Below are 21,941 nucleotides of genomic sequence, written 5' to 3'. Positions count from 1 at the left end.
GGACGGATTCGAACCATCGAAGGCAGTGCCGGCAGATTTACAGTCTGCTCCCTTTGGCCACTCGGGAACCCCTCCAGAGGATTTTTATACTTAGTAAGATGTTTTCCCAACTCATCTCCCAAGTGCGGAGCGAATCATAGCAAACTCGCTCAGGCTGTAAAGCGTTTTTCTTACGTTTTTACGTTGAATGCTGTCTTTTTGGGCAAAGATGGTAGAAAGTCAGCGTTTTGTTTGTCCTTTGAACAGAAGAGAGGCGCGCTTTTTACTTGAATTTACACTACTTGACGTTAAACACCGTATCTACTGATAAACTGTAAGCAGTTTAATGACATAAGTTTATTCGTTTAGAAGTCAATATCATGAGCATGAAAGCCACGTTATCGTTATCTGTTTTAACGCTTTCTATATTACTGAGTTCTCCATCGGTTTGCGCTGCGATGCGAGGAGGCTCAGCGGTTACTGTTGTGACTGAACAAGTAGAAACGCATGAGATCAATCAATCCTTAACTCTTATCGGCAAATTAAAGGCAGCGGAGTCTGTGGTTGTCGCATCGGAAGTCGCCGGCAAAGTGAATCAAATCGCTGTTAAAGCGAATCAAAATGTTCAGCAAGACCAGTTATTAATTAAGTTAGATGACGATAAGGCTCAAGCCGCTTTGATTGAGGCAAAGGCGTATCTAAAAGATGAACAGCGTAAGTTAAAAGAGTTCCAACGTTTGGTTAAGCGGAATGCGATTACTCAAACTGAAATCGATGCACAAAAAGCCAGTGTTGAAATAGCACAAGCGAGGCTAGATGCTGCTCAAGCCAATTTAGCTGATCTCCATATTACTGCTCCATTTTCTGGCACTGTTGGTTTTATCGATTTTAGCCGCGGCAAAATGGTCAGTGCGGGTACTGAACTTTTGACTTTGGATGATCTTTCCGTCATGGAACTGGATTTACAAGTACCGGAGCGCTATTTATCGATGCTTTCTATTGGTATGGAAGTCATCGCTAAAACCAGTGCATGGGGTAGCCAGATCTTTACTGGTCAAGTCACAGGTATTGATACGCGTATCAGCGCCGAAACACTGAATCTTCGCGTGCGTATTGAGTTTGATAACCCAGAAAATCAATTGAAGCCGGGCATGTTGATGAACGCTTCACTAGCATTTCCTGCTATTAAGGCGCCAATCATTCCTGTTCAAGCGCTTGAATACTCCGGAACTAAACGTTTTGTATATGTAATTGATGAAAACAACAAAGCTACTCGTCAAGAAGTGTCGCTAGGTGCTCGTGTTGGCAACGAGGTGGTGATCGAATCTGGTGTTGAGATTGGTGACAAGATTGTGGTTCAAGGCATTGTTAACATGCGTGATGGTGTCGAAGTGAAAGAAATTGTCGCGCCACTAAAAGCGAACACCACGGATGTGACACGCAATGACAGTGAATCGGATGAGGAAGAAAACTAATGTTACTGTCCGACGTTGCAGTTAAACGCCCTGTCGCGGCGTTAGTTCTGAGCATGCTGTTGTGTGTGTTTGGCTTTGTGTCATTCACCAAATTAGCCGTTCGTGAAATGCCTGATATAGAAAGCCCAGTCGTTTCTATCAGTACGCGTTATGAGGGTGCATCTGCGACTATTATTGAAAGCCAAATTACCTCCGTTTTGGAAGACCAGCTTTCTGGGATCAGTGGAGTTGATGAAATTAGCTCCACTACTCGTAACAGCATGTCGCGTATCACGATCACGTTTGAATTAGGTTACGATCTCAACACAGGTGTGAGCGACGTGCGTGATGCCGTGGCTCGTGCTCAGCGCTCGCTACCTGATGAAGCGGATGACCCTATTGTTTATAAGAACAATGGCTCGGGAGAGGCATCGCTCTACATCAATCTCAGTTCTGCAGAGATGGACCGTACTCAATTAACGGATTATGCCGAACGTGTATTGATGGACCGCTTTAGCCTGGTCTCTGGGGTTAGCTCCATTGATCTCTCCGGTGGTTTGTACAAGGTCATGTACGTGAAGCTTAAGCCAGAACTAATGGCTGGACGTTCAGTTACAGCTTCGGACATTACATCAGCTTTGCGAAGTGAGAACCTAGAAAGCCCAGGAGGTGAAGTTCGCAACGACTCAACAGTAATGTCCGTGCGTACGGCTCGTACTTATAACACGCCTGAAGATTTTCAATATCTTGTCATTAAACGCGCAAGCGACAATACACCTATCTATTTAAAAGATGTAGCAGATGTCTTCATTGGTGCAGAAAACGAAAACTCAACCTTCAAAAGTGATGGTGTAGTAAACATCAGTCTTGGTGTGGTACCGCAGTCAGACGCAAACCCGTTAGAGGTTGCGAAGCTGGTTAGGTCTGAAGTCGATAACATCCAGAAGTTCTTACCAGAAGGTACACGTCTTGCGATAGATTACGACGCGACAGTGTTTATCGAGCGTTCAATCGAAGAGGTGTACAGCACGCTATTTATCACGGGCGGCTTGGTGATTTTGGTATTGTACATTTTCATCGGCCAAGCTCGTGCAACCTTAATTCCTGCGGTTACGGTACCTGTTTCTCTGATTTCTTCGTTCATTGCCGCGTACTACTTTGGGTTTTCTATCAACTTGATCACCTTGATGGCATTGATATTATCGATTGGTTTGGTGGTGGATGACGCAATTGTGGTTGTAGAGAATATCTTCCACCATATTGAACGCGGTGAATCGCCATTACTCGCCGCATATAAAGGCACCAGAGAGGTTGGTTTTGCTGTTGTAGCAACAACATTAGTGCTGGTGATGGTGTTCTTACCGATCTCCTTTATGGATGGCATGGTAGGTCTACTATTTACAGAGTTTTCTGTATTGCTGGCTATGTCGGTCATATTCTCCTCTTTGATTGCCCTGACGCTGACGCCTGTATTAGGGAGTCAGATTTTGAAAGCGAATGTAAAACCAAATCGATTCAATGAAGCGGTTGATCGCTTGTTTAGCAAGCTTGAGAGTGGCTATCGCGCATTATTGAAAGGCGCATTGAAAGTACGTTGGGCTGCTCCGCTGGTGATTCTAGCTTGTTTGGGCGGTAGCTATTTCTTGATGAATCAGGTACCGGCCCAACTGACCCCACAAGAAGACCGCGGTGTGATATTCGCGTTTGTGCGCGGTGCAGATGCTACGTCATACAATCGTATGTCAGCCAATATGGATATTGTCGAAGACCGATTGATGCCATTACTAGGGCAAGGTTATCTGAAGTCATTCAGCATCCAAACGCCAGCGTTTGGTGGCCAGGCAGGAGACCAGACAGGCTTTGTGATCATGATTCTAGAAGATTGGAACGAACGTGATATCACGGCTCAGCAAGCCCTTAACAAAGTACGTAAAGAATTGGCAGGTATCCCAGATGTTCGAGTGTTCCCATTTATGCCAGGTTTCCAAGGTGGTTCGAGTGAGCCAGTTCAGTTCGTATTAGGCGGCTCTGATTACGATGAGCTCGTTGTTTGGGCTGAAATGCTAAAGAACAAAGCAGAAGAATCACCAATGATGGAAGGAGCAGAGATAGATTACTCGGAAAAAACGCCTGAGTTATTGGTTACAGTTGACCGACAGCGTGCCGCAGAGCTAGGAGTCAGTGTTCAAGACATTTCTGACACCCTAGAAATCATGCTCGGTGGTAAAAGCGAAACGACTTATGTTGAGCGTGGCGAAGAGTACGATGTGTATCTTCGCGGTGATGAAAATAGCTTTAATAATGCTGCAGATTTAAGTCAGATTTATCTGCGCACGAATAGCGGTCAGCTAGTGACGTTAGATGCGGTCACAAAAATTGAAGAAGTGGCGGCCTCTATTCGTCTTTCTCACTACAACAAACAGAAGTCCATCACTATTACTGCCAACCTGTCGGAAGGTTATACATTAGGAGATGCGCTGAATTACCTAGACCAGGAAGCCATCGACAACTTACCGGGTGACATTTCGGTGAGTTATTCGGGGGAGTCGAAAGACTTTAAAGAGAACCAAGCGAGTGTTGCTGTTGTGTTTGCATTGGCACTACTAGTGGCGTATCTCGTGTTGGCGGCTCAGTTTGAAAGCTTCGTAAACCCGTTAGTGGTCATGTTTACGGTGCCGATGGGTGTATTTGGTGGCTTCCTTGGTTTGGTTATTATGGGCCAAGGTATGAACATTTATAGCCAGATTGGCATGATCATGTTGATTGGTATGGTGACGAAAAACGGTATTTTGATCGTAGAATTTGCCAATCAGCTACGTGATCGTGGCGTTGGGTTTGAAAAAGCGATCATTGATGCAGCTGCGCGACGTCTACGTCCAATCTTGATGACTGCGTTTACCACACTTGCTGGCGCAATTCCGTTGATCGTATCGACAGGGGCGGGTTATGAGAGCCGTATTGCCGTGGGTACGGTTATCTTTTTCGGGATGGGGTTTGCGACATTGGTGACCTTGTTTGTTATCCCGGCAATGTACCGATTGATTTCGGCGAAAACACAAGCACCAGGTCATGTAGAAGCAGAGTTAAACAAAGCAATTAGCCATGATACGAAGGGCCGTGTTGCCCACCCCTAGCAGTAGCACGTAAAGCTTTGATTGAAAACGCCGGGCAATTTTTGTTCGGTGTTTTTTTATATAGATAGTGATTACTTATAGATTTAATGATTATTTTTGTTTATTATTTCGTCACTTCTTCGAGGGGCACAGGACTCGCTCATCGTTTTGACTGAATGTTGGGTCTTGTTAGGTTTAATGCTAGGAAAGCAGCCTATGCCTATTATTATTGAGGTGTTTCCTTGAAAAAAGTACGTGGTAGTTACATGGTCGAAATGGTTTTAGTTGCAGGTGTTATGGCGTTGCTAGCAACTACCGCACTTCCAACGTTGACGAATGCATTAAAAGATCGTCAAGATGGTATTTTACATTCTCTCGATGCTGGTCAACCAAGCAACCATGTGAACAAAGAGGCAACAGAAACGTTCTCTGTTCAGTAAGTGACGACATACTATAGAATCTAAAAGAAGCCGAGGCAAAACTCTCGGCTTCTTTGTTTTTCAATTATGGAAACTTGGTGCTATCTAATGTTAGAAGCGTTTCCCTAGGCTGATTTGTACACCTTCGTAGCTGTCGTAAAAATCTTCAAAACCCATATCTGCGACATTATAAATGTACTCTGCGCGTAACCAGATATCTGTACTCATATCCCAATGGACGCCAGCACCGATGTTGAATAGTGCGCCTGAGTCATCTGTGACTTTTTGTTCGTTTGGTACGTACATTTCAGCTTGAGTGCCAAGCGCAGTTACGCGACCAAACAGTGACAGCGGCGTATCGCCTAAGTTATCACTTGTTACAACAGCAGACATACCTGCTTGGTAATAGTGAAGATCTAAGTCAGTTTTTAGAGCATCGTTCTTAAGTTCATTTTGTGAATAGCGCAGAACCCCTTCAAACGCGAGGTATTGGTTTACATGGTAACCCCAGCCAACTGTGATATGTGGTGTTGACCACTCATTGTCTCTATCCGAGCCGAAGTACGGTGTATCAAAACCAACGTTACCAGTACCCAGATAAAAATAAGATTGATGAGCTTGTTCTTGAGCAGCTAAAGTTGGCACGCTAATGGTCAAGGCAGACAATAATAGAATGGCGTTTTTCATAACTAGACGATAACCTTGGTAAAAGACCGTTGTAATGATTTGTTTAAATGTTAATTTAATCAATAGGATGGATGGTAATTATCATATCAGCTTTTATCAAAGGTAGTGATTTTAGAATGGGAATTGTTGCGCTAAAGCATACTTCTTACTCATGACTACCGACTAACTAGATATGGTGACGAAAGCTAGTTAAATAAGAGAGAAGGAAAGGAAAGTGGCTGAATTCAAATACAAAAACTTGACTCAAGAAGAACAAGATAAGTTAGACGCGGCGACATTTCGCCGTTTATTGGCGCATTTAGATGCCAACAAAGACGTACAAAACATCGACCTGATGATCCTTGCGGGCTTCTGTCGCAACTGCTTTAGCAAATGGTATAAATCTGAGGCTGAAAATCTCGGTTTGGATTTAGATATTGATGACGCTCGCGAACGTGTTTACGGCATGACTTACGATGAATGGAAACAAAATCATCAACCAGCGGCAACGCCAGAACAATTGGCTGCGTTTGAAGCGCGCCAGAAAAAGTAAAACCCAGCGATAAAAACAGCCCGCATGAAGTTGGGCTGTTTTTTTAAAGTCCAGTTTGCACGTTAAGCGTTAGTTGAGCCGCAACAAGCTGGCTCAACGCAACCTTTTGCTTGAATGACTTCGAGTTGAGCTAAGTAAGGTTGAATATCGCCGATGTTCTCTTTTACCCATGTTAAGTCATAATACGTATCTAGGTAACGCTCTCCAGAATCACATAGAAGCGTCACGATAGAACCCTTCTCACCGCGTTGTTTCATCTCACAAGCCAATTGCAGCACACCGTAAAGATTGGTGCCTGTTGATGCGCCGACTTTACGCCCAATCAGCTGAGATACCCAATGGGCGGTTGCCACACTGGCTGCGTCTGGAATTTTGCGCATTTCATCAATGACACCAGCAATAAAGCTTGGTTCGACACGTGGTCGCCCGATACCTTCAATTTTGCTGCCAGTATCGCCTTTCAATGAGTGATTTCCTGACTGGAAAGCATCGTAAAACACTGAGTTTTCAGGGTCTACCACGCAAAGCTTGGTGTCGTATTTTTGGTAACGAATAAAACGGCCAATGGTTGCTGATGTGCCGCCTGTTCCAGGACTCATCACTACCCAGCTAGGAATCGGGTGATCCTCTAACTCCATTTGGCTAAAGATAGAGTTCGCGATGTTGTTGTTACCGCGCCAGTCAGTCGCACGTTCAGCATAAGTAAACTGATCCATGTAGTGACCATTTAACTCTTGAGCCAAGCGTCGAGACTCGTCATAAATCTGATCTGAGCGCTCTACAAGATGCGCTTTACCACCGTAAAACTCAATTTGTTCAATCTTTTTACGTGCGGTGGTTTTCGGCATGACGGCAATGAACGGTAAGCCAAGTAAACGCGCAAAATACGCTTCCGAAACGGCAGTGCTGCCTGAGGACGCCTCGATTACAGTGGTTTCAGGACCAATCCATCCATTACAAATAGCATAAAGAAACAATGAGCGCGCCAATCGATGCTTAAGAGAGCCTGTAGGGTGCGTACTCTCATCTTTTAGATAGATATCGATACCATCAAGAGAAGGTAGTTCGAGTTTAAATAAGTGAGTATCAGCAGAACGTTGGAAGTCTGCTTCAATTTTACGCACTGCATTGTTGATCCAATTGTGGTCAGTACACATGGCGTCTCTCCTTGGGAAATCGATAGATAAGTATTAGATAGGGATAATTTATCTATAATTTCCGAGAAAAACTTTGCTATTGTTACTCTTAATAAAGATATCTGTAGAAAAATTTTCTACATTTTATGGGTTTTATAGAAATGAGTTTAGATCGAATAGATAAGCAGCTGCTTGCTTTACTACAAACCGACAGCACCTTGTCATTAAATGACGTGGCTGAGCGAGTCAATCTTACTACAACACCATGCTGGAAGCGCTTGAAAAGGTTGGAAGAAGAGGGCTACATCGAAAAACGCGTGGCGTTGTTAAGTGCAGAAAAGCTCGAGCTATCTTTCATTGCATTTGTTCAGTTAAAAACGATTGATCATTCCGAAGGTTGGTATCACCATTTTGTTACAACTGTGAGTGACTTTCCTGAGGTAATGGAGTTTTATCGTATGGCTGGCGAGTATGACTACATGATGAAAGTACTAGTCAAAGATATGAAGTGTTTTGACGAATTCTATAAGCGGTTAGTTAATAGCGTAAAAGGGCTATCTAATGTGACTTCAACATTTGCTATGGAGTCCATTAAATACACAACAGAGTTACCAATCCTAAAATAACTCGCCCTATAAGAATTCTATCTAATGTTAATTCTACCTTTTAGTATTTTAAATGTTAAAAGGTAGTTTGATTATGCTTTTAAAACTATTTCCTATCAGATTTTTATAAATATAAACGATATTTATTCTCTCTTCTATTTTTCATTAACCATTTGTTTTTACAGTCCATTAATCCTGTACATCATAATGAAAGAAAAAATAACGCAATTTTTTCTCTTTCTTTTTCATGTTTTATTTTATTGAATATTAATTTTTACTAAATTAATGGAAGAGTTTGATTTAAACGTTTGCTTTTTGTGTTTTCATGTAATTTGGTCGCTATTTTTGAGTATTTGTTTTTAGGATGAATACAGTAGCAATTACTTAAGTAATAAAGTACTCAAAAATGGGGATAGTGATTAATAAAACATCGTATTATTATCGCTCCATCTTGTATGTAACAAAGTATTACTAAAAATGAACAGAAATTACTATTTGCTTTTTCTCGCAGCTTTACTTGCTGGCTGTGGCGGTGGGGGAGACTCTAAGCCGAACAATACGAAGACACCAACTACGATAACAAAGCAGAACCGTCCGCAATTAAAAGTGGAAGACACGGTATTGAAGTTTGAAGGAGTGGGAACGGTTACTGAAGCAAAACTGAGCAATGTACATGGGTCGGTATCTTACCAAGTCATTGATTCTAATCCGCCAAATGTCGTGAAAATTAATGACTCAGGAATACTACAAATTCTGCGCCCAGGAACGGCGACTATTCTTGCTACAGATAGTAGCTCTGCTTATGAATCTTCTGAAGCAAGATTTTCTGTGACTGTAGAGCGAGGTATCAATACTGAACTTTCAGTGAGTGATCTGAATTTCAATGCGATTGAGTCAGAAGGAAAAGCGTTGATCGTCCGTGGCCAAAAAGGCGAACTGAGTTATGAGGTAGAAAGTGGTCATAACTTGATTCGTGTTGATGAGAACGGGTCGGTATATTCATTAGGTTCAGTTGGTCAGGCATCGGTGCTGATTACTGATTCAGGTAACGACTTTTACTTGCCGAAACAAGTTCGCGCTACGGTTAAACTGCATGCAGTAGCTCCGGGGCAATTACAGTTCGCTTTGCTTGAAGACGAGTATCGAGAAGGGTTGACGTTAGAACCAGTGCGTCTAGATAAAGCTCAAACGCAACGTATTTCTTACAAAATAATAAATAGCGTACCAGACAGCAAGGTGGCCGAGTTGCTAGACCCTGAAACGGGTTTGCTTCTTGTTCATAATGTTGGGCGATTAACGGTTGAAGCGACTGCAACTTACAGCGACGCGTTTCTGGATAAACAGCAAACAGCGCAATTCTTTGTGGATATAAAACAAGGCAAGCGTCAAGAAATCAGCGCAGCGGATATTGTCACAACTTATGAGGAAGGTGGACGAATTTTCCCTAAGGTGACGAACGCCTACGGTGACTATGAGCTGAGAATCATTCGTGGTGAAGACGTTGTTGCTAAAACTGAAAATGGTGAAGCATTACTGATCAAAGGTGTTGGTGCTGCTGAAGTGGAAATTTACGAGCATGACATGCGTAATTATCCTGCAAGCAAAACTCGTTTTGATCTTGAAGTTAATCGCGCGCCTCATCCCGTTATAAAAGACATTGAAATGCCGCTTACCTATCAACCAAATCTTTCAATCCCTCTGGCGTTTAAAGGGCAAAAAGGTAACGTAAATCTAGTTAGCAGCTTACCTAATGGCTTACGAATGACTGACGGCAAATTGGAGGTAGTGACTGCGGGTGAGTACGACCTTAAGTTTGAAGACGATGGTGGGGAGTTCTACCAACCTATTCAATTTAATGTCGTCATCAAAGTTGCAAAGGCTGAAGGCCAACCCATGGCAACGCACGATTATGACGTTGTATACAGCAACAAATACAGTTTTGATCTTCACCGTGATTTTGGTTTGAGTGCTGACGAGCAAATTGAGATTGTAGATAACACCGCACCAGATGTTGTCGGTGGTTTTAGTGAAGGACGTCTCCATGTGTATAAAGCGGGTAAAGCGACGCTAACTGTGCGCAGAAAAGAGAGCGCGAATTATACTGTTGGTCCTGATCAAAAAGTCTACGTGACAATTTTGAGTGCGCCGAGCCGAATTGAAGTTCAATCCGATGTGGAAGAGATTTGGAAGGTTGGCCAAACATTTGTTGCGCCGAAAATCTCTGGTACGGTTGGGGAAGTTACGTACCGATTTGCAGACAACGCAGCAACAGATGTAGTTTCCTTAAACAGCCAAACGGGTGCCATGCAAATTCTTAACGCGGGTAGCACAAAAATTATTGTTTCGGATGCGGGGGACGACAAAGTGGATCCGGGTGAAAGTAGTTTCTCGGTCACGATTAAACAAGGCACAAACCCTGTATCGGTTACTTACCCAACGGTAGAATTCTCCGCTAGTAGTGTTATCTCACCAGTGATGAGTGGTGGGACTGCGAAGGCAAGTTACCGTCTTATTAACCAAAAAGATCCTGTGGTCGAGTTAGTTTCCCCTGATACGGGGCGCTTGAAGATTTTACACGCAGGCGAGTACCAAGTAGAGGTAACCCTCACTGGACGCAACTACAAAGCTAAAACAATCGTCGTAAATGGCACTATTAACAAAGCGAAGCACCCTGGTTTAAGTACTTCCACGATGAAGGTGGAATTTGAACCATTTAAAAAGGTTAAGCTAGATTTTGGTACACCAATAGGAAACCGCAGCTATCAAATATCCAGCTCAACAATTAAAGGAGTCGCTTCATTAGATGTTGATAAGGAAGAGCTGACATTACTTGACCTCCCACCAGTAAAAAGACGTTGGATTTCTCTCGACGTTTCGGAAGGAGAATCTAGAGATTACAAAGCGTTGGAAAGTAAGAAAGTCCAGCTGTATCTAAGCTTTGCAGATGAAGGTGTTGCGGATCAATATACATTGCTTGAAACTGAACAAACAGTATTGTTTAGCACGCTAAATGCACGTGAGTTTTCTAACTTAGAAGAAAGTGAGTTTGGTTTGATGAACGTTCGTTCAGTGCGTGAGCCAACGGACGAAGAATTGAAATTATACGGCAAAGGTAAGATTGCACTACTTGCATTCAAGCCGGTGGGTAACGATGACCAAACTCTAATAAAAGGAGCGTGGGTACACTTAGCTCGATTTGATGGATGTACATCAGAGCTGTTCGAAGATGATCTCAAGCCTTTTGAAGCAATTGACTATGATGACCCAGGGTACTGCACCAACGGCAGCACGATTCGTATGACTCGGTTCTTAATAATTGATGACTCGAAGATGGAAAAGGTAGAGTATGAGTTAGTAGCACCTGTGATTACTTACCGTCGTGGGGTTCGTGAATTTTTAGCAACGAATAAAGGTGGATTCTATGCCGACCCAAATGTCATTTACGGGAAAGGCGAATATGGTTACCCGAAATCACTTTACGAATGGTCGGTTATTAACATGAAGTATCAACCAAATTAATCATCGTTTGATACCCATTAAAAAAGGAGTGCGGAACAGCACTCCTTTTTTCGTCTGGCGAACACGAGCTATTTCGTGTAGCGCATCACCCCTTCTTGCACGGCGGTCGCCACTAAGTGACCTTGCTGGTTGTATATTTCGCCACGGACCAACCCACGAGTATTGCTCGCCGTTGGGCTCTCTATCGCATATAGAAGCCATTCATCCATCTTAAACGGACGATGGAACCAGATAGAGTGGTCAATGGTGGCCACTTGAAAGTTAGGCGTCATTAATGAGACTTCATGTGGATGCATTGCTGTCACAAGGAATCCCCAATCGGATGCGTAGGCCAGAAGGTACTGGTGAATTAGCTGATTCTCTGGCATTTCACCATTAGCACGAATCCAAAGGTACTGTTTGGGTTCTGCTTTTTTGGGCTTCAAAGGGTTGATAACCGTAACGGGGCGAGTTTCGATTGGCTTTTCCCCGCAAAATGTTTTGCGTAAGCGTTTGGGTAGAAATTCTGCAATATGGCTTGCGAGCTCACTCTCTGAGGCAAAGTTTTCTGGACCAGGGATATCTGGCATTTCTTTTTGATGATCAAACCCAGGTTGATCGCCATGGTAGGATGCGGTTAGGTAAAAAATAGGGCGTCCATTTTGAATTGCCTTTACGCGTCTAGTGCTAAAGCTACGGCCATCTCTCAGATTTTCTACGTCATAAATAATAGGTTTTTCTGGATCGCCAGGGTACAAAAAATAGCTATGGAAGGAGTGTACCGTGCGTGTTTCTTCAACGGTGTAGCGCGCAGCAGAAAGCGCTTGCCCAATTACTTGACCGCCATAAACTTGAGGCAAACCTAGGTTTTCACTTTGGCCACGAAACAAGCCTTCTTCTAATTTTTCGAGTTGTAGTAGGCTGAGCAATTCTCGTAGTGGTTTACTCATTGTGTCTCCTCACCGTTGTCTTTCATTCCAAGTTACCTCAACAGCCTCACTCTTGTGAAGTGGCATAGTTAAGAACTATTGAGTAACTTAGAAATAGTATTGTTCCAATTATGAAACAAAATCAATTGTTTGATAAATTCTAACTCAGTCAAACTATTGTCAAATAAAGTGACAGGAAGCAGACAGTTTTATATTCCACACCTATAATTGCCTCGGTTTAATGCTCTTTTCGAGGAATATATGAAAAAAACACTACTACTTGTTACTTCTCTACTCTTTGGGGCTGCGTTAGTGGGTTGCCAAACTTCTCAAAATACAGAAATGGAATCTACAGAAGCGTCAATGAAGACGATTACAGGTACAGTGGCTTATCGCGAGCGGATTGCCTTGCCACCAAACGCAGTGGTTACTATTGCGTTAGAAGATGTGTCCTTGGCGGATGCCCCAGCAAAAGTGTTGGCGAAACAGACATTCGAAACGGAAGGTAAGCAAGTTCCTCTTTCTTTTGAGTTGAGTTACGACAGCAATGAAATCAAACCAAACCATCGTTACAGCGTTCGTGCTCGCATTGAGGTAGATGGAAAGCTGCGTTTTATCAGCGACACACATAACGGTGTTATTACAGATGAAGCACAAACTCACCAATTAGATATTCGTCTAGTTGGAACACGTTAATACGACGTACTGAGAACAAAAAATGGCAGCTTAAGGCTGCCATTTGTATTTTTTAAGTGAAGTTTTGCCAACTTCCGATACTTCAATCCCTTCTGCTTCTAATTTCTTTTTTTGTCGCTCTAAGTCTCTGCCTTTTAAAGATATTTTTCCTTGGCTATTTACCACTCTAAACCAGGGGAGTTTGCTGCCTTCTGGTAGGTTACCCAGTGCTTTACCAACATGTCTCGCATAGCCCGGATAACCGGCCATTTTTGCAATTTCCCCATAGGTGGAGACTTTTCCTTTTGGAATTTGGTGAATTACAGCAAAGATTTGCGCTAAAAATTGGTCCATACTCAAAAGTGTCTATTTTGGATTACTAAGGAATGGTAAACCATTGGACTTGTATATTGCTAACGGTTCTTAACCCTTGTGTTGCCAGCGACTCACTTTGAAGAATTACATTTTCTGTTCTTTAGTGTCGTTGGTTGATGAGCCTTAAACAGCATGAAGCAAACGCAAGCTAAGCTTGAATCTAGACCCTCTCAACGACTTTCAATCCCAGTTTTTGCCGTTGAGTTACCAAGTAGGTGGGGAAGCCAGGAGGCGCTATGATTTTATCGACACTTCAATTTTTCGTTACGACCTTACTCGCTGTTGTCTGTGTTCGGGCGATGAGTTTGAGCGAGGGTGACATTCCCGTTCTTGCACTTATGATCCCCGCGCTGTGGGTTCTGCCACAAGGTGGGTTCGCTGGCTTAGTATTACTGGGCGCGATGATGGCTTTTGGTGCGACACTCTCAATGCAGCCAATTGCTTTGTCGGTTGGTGTTTTGATCCTTTTCCCACTTTTAATGGTGGTGTTTTCTCGTAGAAGCTCTTTAGGCGTGTTGCTCACCGCTGGTCTTATTGTACTTACACTGCAAGTTGGTCTTATGGTCACACAGCAAGGCGGTAAGCTGGATGGGTCTGCTTGGGTTACAGTGGTTCAAACCATTGCGGTTATGGCGATGTGGTGGTCGGCTGCGCATTGGACGCCATCCAATAAACACAGCTGGTGGCCGTTGTTTTTGTTGCTCCCATTGTGGATTGCAGGCCTACCGTATGCCGTTCTTATGGCGTTAAGTTTGACGGGAATGTTAGCGTCAATGGAAGCACTTGCGAAGCTTCAACATACCATTCGTTGGAGCAAATTATTATGTTGGACATTGCCGACTGTGGGTTTTGCCGCTTTGGTCGTCAGCCCGACCACGGATGTGCCAAACCCTGTTTTCGTGGTTTGGATCTGTTTGTTAGGGACGGCTTGGATGACTGACTATATTTTACGTAGTAGCGATGAACAGGCTGAATTATGAATTTTTAGTCAGGTAAAAAGTGACATGTGCGGCAGAGTATCGAATTGGTTGTGGAACAAAATGGAGATTAGTATATGTTCTTCATTTCATATTTACTACACTTCCAATAATAATAACCACAATATAAGTGGTTGATTTAAGATAAGTTTGTCATGACAACTTTTGCTCGAACACTGTTGCTTTTTGCATGTTGCCTCTTGAGTTTGAATGTAAAAGCCGAAGCCCCTTTAATTGCTCATTATAAAGTCGCGACTGAAGCGGATGATGTCGTCACTCGTGTTCTTTTCAATGCTGCTTCAAAGGAGTTTGGCTTTACCGTTCAATACGTAAACTACTCCAGCTTTGATGCCATTCTAAATTCAGTAGCGAATGGGGAAGCGGACTTTGCTGCGAATATCACTTACACACAAGAACGTGCTCAACGTTTTAGTTATTCCCGCCCAACAAATATCGAATATACCTACCTCTTTGGCTTAAAAGATTCGACGTTGAGTGATATTTCGCGTGTTGGCGTCCCCAAAGATACAGTTTATGCCCAATTACTTAAACAACACTACCCTGGTCTAGAACAGATCTCTTATCAAGGTCACGAACAAGCAGTAACACTGCTACGTTCAGGTGCTGTGGACGGCGTTGTCGATGCCATTAACCAGCTCAAGCCGATGCTGATGGAGGGGTTTGACGCCAAGATGCTCAATGATCAGATTTCGATAAAGCCCGTATCCATCATCAGTAAAAAAGATCATCATCTTGAGGAGTTGGACACGTTCGCCACGTTTATTCACGGAGAAGCGGTGCAAAAGCAGCTTCGCGAAGAAATTTCCCAGTATCAATTTGAATTAAGGCGAGCAGCGTTGCGTGAGTCTATTCGTTTATTGCCCCTTGATTTTAATGAACCAATACGGATTAAGCTCGAATCTATCTTTCCATATGTTGTATACAACGCAGATGGTAGTGTCGAAGGGATGACGGCTGATGTAGTCCTGAGAAGCTGTGAGATCTTGGCTTTAAACTGCTTGATCATTAGTGAGCCTGGTGAAAGCTGGGGTTCTATGTACCATGAGTTTATCCAAGGTAATTTCGAAATTTTGGCGCCGTTAACGGTCAGCCGTGAGCGGCGCGCATTTAGCTACTTTCCAAAGCCCCATTACGCGCCAGCATCGGTGATGGTCAAGCGTTTAGGTTACAAGCCGAGCACATACTCTCATGTTTCACAGTTGATATCTGAGCGGATTGGCGTGGTTAAGGATGACTTTTTCGATCAAATGATGACGCAACTGTTACCGCTAAAAGAACTCAAACGTTATCGTACTCAACAAGAGCTCATTCAGGGGCTATTAAATGAAGAAGTCGATTACATTCCGATGGATACGGCGATGCTCAATCATTTTTTACGTCTCAGTGAACTGGTTCCGATAGAGCAGGATACCGCTATTGGCGAGTTTTATGAGTCACAACTCTCTGTTGGATTGGTCGCGAATGAAAAAGGAGCCATGCTTGCGCCTTTCTTCAGTCGAGCGATAGCGATGTTAGAAGTTGATAAGATCATTGCTCAGTACGATGTACGCCCAGATTGGCGTACCGCACTTGAATATGAGATTCGATTAGCGACGCAAACACAAGCTGTGTTTATCTTTGTATTATTGTTTGCTATTTGTGTTTCGCTTTATCTTTACCGTCAATCGAACACTGACAACTTAACAGGGTTAAGGAACCGTCGTGCGTTGCAAGTAAAGTATCGAAAAGGAGTAAACAAAGATCTATCCATACTTTACTTAGACATTAATCATTTCAAACGAATCAATGACACTTATGGGCATCGCGCTGGGGACGAAGTTTTACAACTACTGGCACTAAAAATTCATTATGTCTGGTCGGGAAGATGTTATCGAATTGGAGGGGATGAGTTCATATTGCTGGGTTATCCAACGCAAGCCGAGTTAACTAGAGCAATGAGAGAGCTCAGTAGAATCGACGTGAAAGGCAAATTATGTAGTGATTTGGAGTCTATAAGTATCTCTATTGGTTTCTCTGCAAAAAGGGAGCGGCACATGAGCTTAGAGCAAGCGATGCATTTGGCTGATGAAGACATGTACATGAGTAAGCAGTCCTCACGGCACGACTCCTCTTATCGTGACTGCACGGTTTCATCATAAAGGAATGAATTGATCGAGTTTTGTTCAAACGGTAATGAAATGATGAAATTCAAGGTTTTTGCTCTTGCATTATGAGAGCTGATACTGAATAATCGCCCCATCGATTGAGGCAAGACCTCTCGAAAAGAATTATGGGGCTCTGGTCCTCTCGCAACAATAGCTCGTGAACTCGGTCAGGTCCGGAAGGAAGCAGCCGCAGCGTGTGACTTGTGTGCCGGGATGTGGCTGGGGTCCCACCCTTTGAAAGCCCTGCGTTATCGCAGGGCTTTTTTCGTTTTTGAGCCTTCTTTTATTTTGGCTACGCTTGGTGTTCAACGTCTTCTGATGACCAAGCTTCTTGAGGTTATTTAGGTATAATTTATAATCTCATCCGCTCGATACCGAACTTTCGTGAAGATTGTTTAGGGTACACTCGCCGAATAATCATTTTCACCTGGGATACTTTAATGATTTCAAAAAACCAATTAAAACTGCTTCGTGCTTTAGGTCAAAAGAAACAGCGTAAAGCGCATGGCTTATTCCTAGTTCAGGGTGAAAAGAACGTACTAGAGCTAGCAAGTAGTTCATTGAAGGTGAAGCAGGTTTTTGCAACAGCGGCATTTCTCGAACAAAATGCTGGTACGCTAAATCGTTTTGATTGTGTTGAAGCATCGCTTGATGAATTGACCAAAGCGAGCACGCTTGTGAGCAATAATGCGGCCATTGCTATGGTTGAAATTCCGAGTGTAAAAGAGCCTCAAGCGAAAGGATTGATGATTGCGCTAGATGGTGTATCCGACCCTGGTAATCTAGGTACGATTATTCGTGTTGCAGACTGGTATGGCATCAAGCACATTATTGCGAGTACAGATTGTGCTGATCCTTATAATCCTAAAACGATCAGTGCGACCATGGGCAGCTTTGGCCGCGTACAAGTGAGTTTGGTGGATTTGCCAAGTTACTTGGAACACGCCAAATTGCCAGTATATGGCGCGTTTTTGGAAGGAGAGAGCGTTCATAAAACGGATTTCGCTGCTGAAGGTATTTTGTTGATGGGCAGCGAATCTCATGGTGTGCGAGAAGCCGCAGCAAAATTAGTGACAGATAAGATCACGATTCCGGCGTTTGGCGGTGCCGAATCACTGAATGTCGCGATGGCGACTGGCATTATTTTAGACAACATGCGCCGCCAACATAGCTAACGCAACAATTACTTAATAACAAAGCCAGTCAATTTGACTGGCTTTGTTGTATTTATTGCCTAGAAAAATCAGCCTGGCTGAATCTTGCGTTTAACGAAATACAGTGAATGTTGTTCGGTGAGTTAATTTTGTTTTAGTTCAATAGGCTGTGCCTATAAATAAAATTACTCCTTTCCATTTAGTAAAATCAGGAAATTAGGCGACACTTATCTAAAGGCCGCAATAAAATGCCCTTAAGGAGATAAGAATGCATTCATTAAAAGTAAAAGATTACATGACGTTGCAAGCGGTGACTTTCACGAAAGATATGTCACTTTCGGCAGCTTTAAACAAAGTAATGCAAAGTGTCACACTAGGTGGCCCTGTCATTGATGAAAATGAAAAAGTGGTTGGGTTTTTATCGGAGCAAGACTTATTAGATAAGTTGGTGAAAGCAAGTTATCACTGCCAAGATACACATACGGTACAAGAGTGTATGCATGATGATGTCTTATCTGTTTCTCCAGAAATGTCAGTAATTGAACTGGCTGACATGATGAAAGTTGGAAAGCCGAAAATGTATCCAGTGGTGGATGGCAAAGGTAAGTTGGTTGGTGTTATCACAAGAAGAGACGTGCTGCGTGCCATAGGAATGACATTAAATGAGTGTTTTAAGCATCCCGTTTAACCTCTCTGTTTAAATTTTACGGAATATTGCTTTTAAACTGGTTTGGAAAGACGCTTCGGCGTCTTTTTTATTTTCTATCGCCGAACTGTACAAATTTATCTTGACCTTGGAGCTTACTCTAAGGTTTATCCTTAGCAATAGGTAAATCACCGATACCAATAAGGAAAAAATTATGTGTACAAAACATCAAGGTTGCCAATCTAGCAAAATCAAAACTGCGGTGCCGCTTGGTGCAAGCGAGTCATGCTGTGCGCCAGTAAAATCTTCGCTCAATATCTCTCAGGCCAGTGTTGATGTTTCTGAAAGCTCTTGCTGTAGTGGAGGAGGCTGCAGCGTTGACACAGGCGAGGAAGACGATCCCACAAGGGAGAGTAATTCCTCCGTTCGGAATGCTTGGCTTGTGTCAGGTATGGATTGCCCATCTTGTGCGCAAAAGCTTGAGAAAGCCATTACGTCTTTACAAGGCGTCAGCCAAGCCAAGGTTTTGTTTGCAACAGAAAAACTGGTCGTCGATTTTGATGGTCGAGAGCTGATAGCTACGATAGAGCAGACAGCCCAAAAAACGGGTTTCCCGCTCTCTTCACTGGATGCTCCAAAACCAAGCACTACAAAGAAAGGCTGGCTTGGCGTCATAAGAGACAACATCCAAATTCTCTCGATTGCTGGTGCAATGGCTACTGCGGCAGTAATTTCTAAGATCGACCCTCAAATAAGCGCTTGGTTATTCACTTTGACGTGTTTACTTGGTTTATACCCAATCGCGCTCAAAGCATTTAAGTTGGCGCGTAGCGGTACGCCTTTTGCGATTGAAACGTTAATGAGTGTAGCGGCGCTCGGCGCTTTATATTTAGGTGAAACCGCCGAAGCCGCAATGGTGTTATTGCTTTTCCTTATTGGTGAAAAGTTAGAAGCATATGCATCATCTCGCGCGCGAAGCGGTGTCCAGGCGTTAATGGACTTAGTCCCAGAAAATTCAATTTTAATTATTGATGGTGAACGCAAAGAAGTACCAGCTGCGCAGCTTAAACCAGGGGATATCATAGAAGTCGCACCCGGAGGTCGTTTGCCTGCCGACGGTGTTTTGCAAGATGTGCTTGCGAGTTTTGACGAAAGTGCGTTAACGGGAGAATCTGTTCCCGTTGAACATCAAACCGGTGGCAAAGTGATGGCCGGGGCTGTGGTTGTCGATAAAGTGGTTCGCTTACAGGTGACTTCCCGTCAGGGCGAGAATGCGATAGACCGAATTCTTCATTTGATTGAAGAAGCAGAATCCCGTAAAGCACCATTAGAACGCTTTCTTGATAAATTTAGCCGTTGGTATACGCCGCTAATGATGCTGGTGTCTCTGATGGTTATCGTTACGCCGCCATTACTATTTGCCCAACCGTGGGAAACGTGGATCTATCGAGGACTCGCCCTGCTGTTGATTGCTTGTCCATGTGCATTAGTCATTTCAACGCCTGCGGCGATCACTTCTGGCTTGGCGGCAGCGGCTAAGCGGGGCGCATTGATCAAAGGTGGTGCGGCGCTTGAGTTGCTTGGCAAGGTTGAGTCTGTCGCATTTGATAAAACTGGGACACTGACGCAAGGTAAACCAGAAGTGACCGACGTCTTTGCTTTTGATATGGATGAAGACAAGTTACTTAGCCTAACTGCGTCAATCGAGGTTGGTTCAAGTCATCCTCTAGCGGTTTCTTTAGTTACCAAAGTGCAAGAGCAGGGGCTTACTATTCCTGAAGCGTTGGATAAAACCGCGCAAGTAGGCTCTGGTGTCACTGGTTACGTCGATGGAAAAATGGTCCAAGTGGTCACGCCTTCAAAGGCAGACTTTCCACTTTCTCAAGAAGCCATAGAGCAAGTAGTTACGTTGGAACAACAAGGTAAAACGGTTGTCATTGTTCGTTACGATGACGAGGTCATTGGCGTGATCGCATGGCAAGATACATTGCGCTCAGATGCCCAGCAAGCCATCGCAATGTTGAAGGAACTTGGGGTCACGTCGGTGATGCTAACGGGTGACAACCCGAGAAGTGCAGAAGCAATGGCAAATAGAATAGGCTTGGATTATAAAGCGAGTTTGTTACCTGCAGACAAGGTGCATTACGTCGAGAAGCTATCACAACAACATACCGTTGCGATGGTGGGAGACGGTATCAATGATGCTCCAGCCATGAAAGCTTCGAGTATCGGCATTGCGATGGGAGGCGGTACGGATGTTGCGCTCGAGACTGCTGATGCGGCGTTAACACACAACCGTTTGATTGAGCTACCTGCCATGATAGAACTGTCGCGTGCGACGCTAAGTAACATTCGTCAGAATGTCGCGTTAGCGCTAGGTTTGAAAGGTGTATTCTTAGTGACAAGTTTACTTGGTGTTACTGGGTTGTGGGTTGCTGTATTAGCCGACAGTGGTGCAACAGCACTGGTGACATTGAATGCGTTGAGATTACTTCGTTTTGAGTCCAAGCAGATCAAATAACTGACCTAACCATTGATCCCACTCATTAATAGCCCGAGGCATTCGTGTATCGGGCTTTTTTTAACCGTATTCACCTGATGCGATCAGACGTTTTTCTCGTCCTTGAAATCACGCATTGCTATGCAACAAAATGATCTAATGCCCCTTAAAGTGTGATCAATACCAGTTTTGTTTGAAATTTCATTTTCATTACATTTTATCATTGTGATTGTGATCACTCTATGTTGGTGAAAGGTTCGCTACAGTGCATCTGTACCCAATAACTGATTAATGAGCTTATTGTTCATAAAATAAGCCACAATAAGGAGCGACTTATGTCTCAAGCTGTATTCCATTTAGGTGTTACTGAAGCTGATCTTAATGGTGCGACTCTAGCGATCATTCCTGGTGACCCAGCGCGTGTTCAAAAAATCGCAGAACAAATGGAAAATCCAGTATTTCTAGCAAGCCATCGTGAATACACGCTATACCGTGCAGAGCTAGACGGTAAACCTGTTGTGGTTTGTTCTACAGGTATTGGTGGTCCTTCTACCTCTATCGCAGTTGAGGAATTGGCACAGCTTGGTGTTCGCACTTTCCTACGTGTTGGTACAACGGGTGCAATTCAACCGCATGTAAACGTGGGTGACATGATCGTAACGACGGGGTCAGTTCGTCTTGACGGTGCGAGCCTACACTTTGCTCCTATGGAATTCCCAGCAGTTGCTGACTTTGAAGTAGCAACCGCAATGAAAGCAGCGGTAGAAGAGTCTGGCGCTACAGTTCACATGGGTGTGACTGCATCAAGCGACACGTTCTACCCTGGTCAAGAACGTTACGATACGTTCTCTGGTCGTGTTGTTAAGCGTTTCCAAGGCTCTATGCAAGAATGGCAAGACATGGGCGTACTTAACTTCGAGATGGAGTCTGCAACACTGCTAACAATGTGTGCGAGCTCTGGTTTAAAAGCGGGTTGTGTGGCTGGTGTTATCATCAACCGTACACAAAAAGAGATTCCAGATCATTCAACTCTGAAAGAAACGGAAGCGCGTTCAATTAAAGTGGTTGTAGAAGCAGCGCGTAAAATGCTTTAAGCC

Annotated in this window: 17 protein-coding genes, 1 tRNA gene and 1 other RNA gene; 14 read left to right on the top strand and 5 right to left on the bottom strand. The window is 43.7% G+C overall.

Features of this window, described 5'->3' with window-relative positions; translation table 11 throughout:
• Positions 1-67 (bottom strand) — tRNA-Tyr (locus R7O13_RS11215).
• A 292-nt stretch (positions 68-359) separates the two neighbouring features.
• On the opposite strand from R7O13_RS11215, the gene R7O13_RS11210 reads away from it, so the two are divergent.
• From R7O13_RS11210 to R7O13_RS11200, 3 genes are all read left to right on the top strand, one after another.
• Positions 360-1,454, top strand: a complete 1,095-nt coding sequence (locus R7O13_RS11210) for an efflux RND transporter periplasmic adaptor subunit (RefSeq protein ID WP_005389959.1) — start codon at positions 360-362, stop codon at positions 1,452-1,454.
• Positions 1,454-4,567, top strand: a complete 3,114-nt coding sequence (gene vmeF, locus R7O13_RS11205; protein WP_318303855.1) for a multidrug efflux RND transporter permease subunit VmeF — start codon at positions 1,454-1,456, stop codon at positions 4,565-4,567. The genes R7O13_RS11210 and vmeF overlap by 1 nt, the downstream gene beginning before the upstream one ends.
• A gap of 221 nt (positions 4,568-4,788) precedes the next feature.
• Complete coding sequence (locus R7O13_RS11200; RefSeq protein WP_031781369.1) at positions 4,789-4,986, top strand: type II secretion system protein; 198 nt, start codon at positions 4,789-4,791, stop codon at positions 4,984-4,986.
• Between the two features lie 90 nt (positions 4,987-5,076).
• On the opposite strand, the gene R7O13_RS11195 is transcribed toward R7O13_RS11200, so the two are convergent.
• The gene (locus R7O13_RS11195; RefSeq protein WP_137281816.1) at positions 5,077-5,652 is read right to left on the bottom strand and encodes a porin family protein; all 576 of its coding nucleotides are present in this window, start codon (positions 5,650-5,652) and stop codon (positions 5,077-5,079) included.
• A gap of 214 nt (positions 5,653-5,866) precedes the next feature.
• Between R7O13_RS11195 and R7O13_RS11190 the strand changes: the two genes are divergently transcribed.
• The gene (locus tag R7O13_RS11190; protein ID WP_005378586.1) at positions 5,867-6,184 is read left to right on the top strand and encodes a DUF1244 domain-containing protein; all 318 of its coding nucleotides are present in this window, start codon (positions 5,867-5,869) and stop codon (positions 6,182-6,184) included.
• Between the two features lie 62 nt (positions 6,185-6,246).
• Here the strand turns inward: R7O13_RS11190 and R7O13_RS11185 are convergent, their stop codons facing one another.
• Positions 6,247-7,341 carry a PLP-dependent cysteine synthase family protein gene (locus tag R7O13_RS11185; protein ID WP_005389952.1) on the bottom strand — a complete coding sequence of 365 codons (1,095 nt, stop codon included), beginning with the start codon at positions 7,339-7,341 and terminating at the stop codon, positions 6,247-6,249.
• Positions 7,342-7,481: 140 nt separating this feature from the next.
• On the opposite strand from R7O13_RS11185, the gene R7O13_RS11180 reads away from it, so the two are divergent.
• Together R7O13_RS11180 and R7O13_RS11175 are read left to right on the top strand one after the other, a co-directional pair.
• The gene (locus R7O13_RS11180; RefSeq protein ID WP_025998626.1) at positions 7,482-7,946 is read left to right on the top strand and encodes an Lrp/AsnC family transcriptional regulator; all 465 of its coding nucleotides are present in this window, start codon (positions 7,482-7,484) and stop codon (positions 7,944-7,946) included.
• Between the two features lie 456 nt (positions 7,947-8,402).
• Positions 8,403-11,444, top strand: a complete 3,042-nt coding sequence (locus tag R7O13_RS11175; RefSeq protein WP_238844277.1) for a cadherin repeat domain-containing protein — start codon at positions 8,403-8,405, stop codon at positions 11,442-11,444.
• Between the two features lie 68 nt (positions 11,445-11,512).
• On the opposite strand, the gene tesB is transcribed toward R7O13_RS11175, so the two are convergent.
• On the bottom strand, positions 11,513-12,373 hold the full coding sequence (gene tesB, locus R7O13_RS11170) for an acyl-CoA thioesterase II (RefSeq protein WP_005378575.1): 861 nt from the start codon (positions 12,371-12,373) through the stop codon (positions 11,513-11,515).
• Between the two features lie 240 nt (positions 12,374-12,613).
• Between tesB and R7O13_RS11165 the strand changes: the two genes are divergently transcribed.
• Positions 12,614-13,048, top strand: coding sequence for a YbaY family lipoprotein (locus R7O13_RS11165; RefSeq protein ID WP_005378572.1), 435 nt, complete (start codon positions 12,614-12,616; stop codon positions 13,046-13,048).
• A gap of 30 nt (positions 13,049-13,078) precedes the next feature.
• On the opposite strand, the gene R7O13_RS11160 is transcribed toward R7O13_RS11165, so the two are convergent.
• Entirely contained in the window at positions 13,079-13,381 is a 303-nt protein-coding gene (locus R7O13_RS11160; RefSeq protein WP_005378570.1) for a DNA base-flipping protein, read from the bottom strand.
• 257 nt (positions 13,382-13,638) lie between these two features.
• Between R7O13_RS11160 and R7O13_RS11155 the strand changes: the two genes are divergently transcribed.
• The 7 genes from R7O13_RS11155 (at position 13,639) to udp (ending at position 21,938) form a co-directional block, all read left to right on the top strand.
• Positions 13,639-14,382, top strand: coding sequence for a hypothetical protein (locus tag R7O13_RS11155; protein WP_005389942.1), 744 nt, complete (start codon positions 13,639-13,641; stop codon positions 14,380-14,382).
• Positions 14,383-14,534: 152 nt separating this feature from the next.
• Entirely contained in the window at positions 14,535-16,538 is a 2,004-nt protein-coding gene (locus R7O13_RS11150; protein WP_262607027.1) for a GGDEF domain-containing protein, read from the top strand.
• Between the two features lie 137 nt (positions 16,539-16,675).
• Positions 16,676-16,772, top strand: an RNA gene (ffs, locus tag R7O13_RS11145) — signal recognition particle sRNA small type.
• A 212-nt stretch (positions 16,773-16,984) separates the two neighbouring features.
• Positions 16,985-17,719: an RNA methyltransferase gene (locus R7O13_RS11140; RefSeq protein ID WP_262607026.1), complete on the top strand. Its 735-nt coding sequence runs from the start codon at positions 16,985-16,987 to the stop codon at positions 17,717-17,719.
• Positions 17,720-17,966: 247 nt separating this feature from the next.
• Positions 17,967-18,386, top strand: a complete 420-nt coding sequence (locus tag R7O13_RS11135) for a CBS domain-containing protein (RefSeq protein ID WP_005378483.1) — start codon at positions 17,967-17,969, stop codon at positions 18,384-18,386.
• A 172-nt stretch (positions 18,387-18,558) separates the two neighbouring features.
• The gene (locus R7O13_RS11130; RefSeq protein WP_318303849.1) at positions 18,559-20,865 is read left to right on the top strand and encodes a zinc/cadmium/mercury/lead-transporting ATPase; all 2,307 of its coding nucleotides are present in this window, start codon (positions 18,559-18,561) and stop codon (positions 20,863-20,865) included.
• 314 nt (positions 20,866-21,179) lie between these two features.
• Positions 21,180-21,938: a uridine phosphorylase gene (udp, locus tag R7O13_RS11125; RefSeq protein ID WP_005378479.1), complete on the top strand. Its 759-nt coding sequence runs from the start codon at positions 21,180-21,182 to the stop codon at positions 21,936-21,938.
• Positions 21,939-21,941: the final 3 nt, after the last annotated feature.

It is taken from the genome of Vibrio sp. Y176, assembly GCF_033438945.1.
This window is presented reverse-complemented; position numbering and strand designations above follow the sequence as displayed.

Bases quoted from the DNA above. Each gene is read 5' to 3' on its own strand.
- R7O13_RS11210 (WP_005389959.1), top strand. From the start codon at position 360: ATGAGCATGAAAGCCACGTTATCGTTATCTGTTTTAACGCTTTCTATA.
- vmeF (WP_318303855.1), top strand. From the start codon at position 1,454: ATGTTACTGTCCGACGTTGCAGTTAAACGCCCTGTCGCGGCGTTAGTT.
- R7O13_RS11195 (WP_137281816.1), bottom strand. From the start codon at position 5,652: ATGAAAAACGCCATTCTATTATTGTCTGCCTTGACCATTAGCGTGCCA.
- R7O13_RS11185 (WP_005389952.1), bottom strand. From the start codon at position 7,341: ATGTGTACTGACCACAATTGGATCAACAATGCAGTGCGTAAAATTGAA.
- R7O13_RS11180 (WP_025998626.1), top strand. From the start codon at position 7,482: ATGAGTTTAGATCGAATAGATAAGCAGCTGCTTGCTTTACTACAAACC.
- R7O13_RS11175 (WP_238844277.1), top strand. From the start codon at position 8,403: ATGAACAGAAATTACTATTTGCTTTTTCTCGCAGCTTTACTTGCTGGC.
- tesB (WP_005378575.1), bottom strand. From the start codon at position 12,373: ATGAGTAAACCACTACGAGAATTGCTCAGCCTACTACAACTCGAAAAA.
- R7O13_RS11165 (WP_005378572.1), top strand. From the start codon at position 12,614: ATGAAAAAAACACTACTACTTGTTACTTCTCTACTCTTTGGGGCTGCG.
- R7O13_RS11160 (WP_005378570.1), bottom strand. From the start codon at position 13,381: ATGGACCAATTTTTAGCGCAAATCTTTGCTGTAATTCACCAAATTCCA.
- R7O13_RS11155 (WP_005389942.1), top strand. From the start codon at position 13,639: ATGATTTTATCGACACTTCAATTTTTCGTTACGACCTTACTCGCTGTT.
- R7O13_RS11150 (WP_262607027.1), top strand. From the start codon at position 14,535: ATGACAACTTTTGCTCGAACACTGTTGCTTTTTGCATGTTGCCTCTTG.
- R7O13_RS11140 (WP_262607026.1), top strand. From the start codon at position 16,985: ATGATTTCAAAAAACCAATTAAAACTGCTTCGTGCTTTAGGTCAAAAG.
- R7O13_RS11135 (WP_005378483.1), top strand. From the start codon at position 17,967: ATGCATTCATTAAAAGTAAAAGATTACATGACGTTGCAAGCGGTGACT.
- R7O13_RS11130 (WP_318303849.1), top strand. From the start codon at position 18,559: ATGTGTACAAAACATCAAGGTTGCCAATCTAGCAAAATCAAAACTGCG.
- udp (WP_005378479.1), top strand. From the start codon at position 21,180: ATGTCTCAAGCTGTATTCCATTTAGGTGTTACTGAAGCTGATCTTAAT.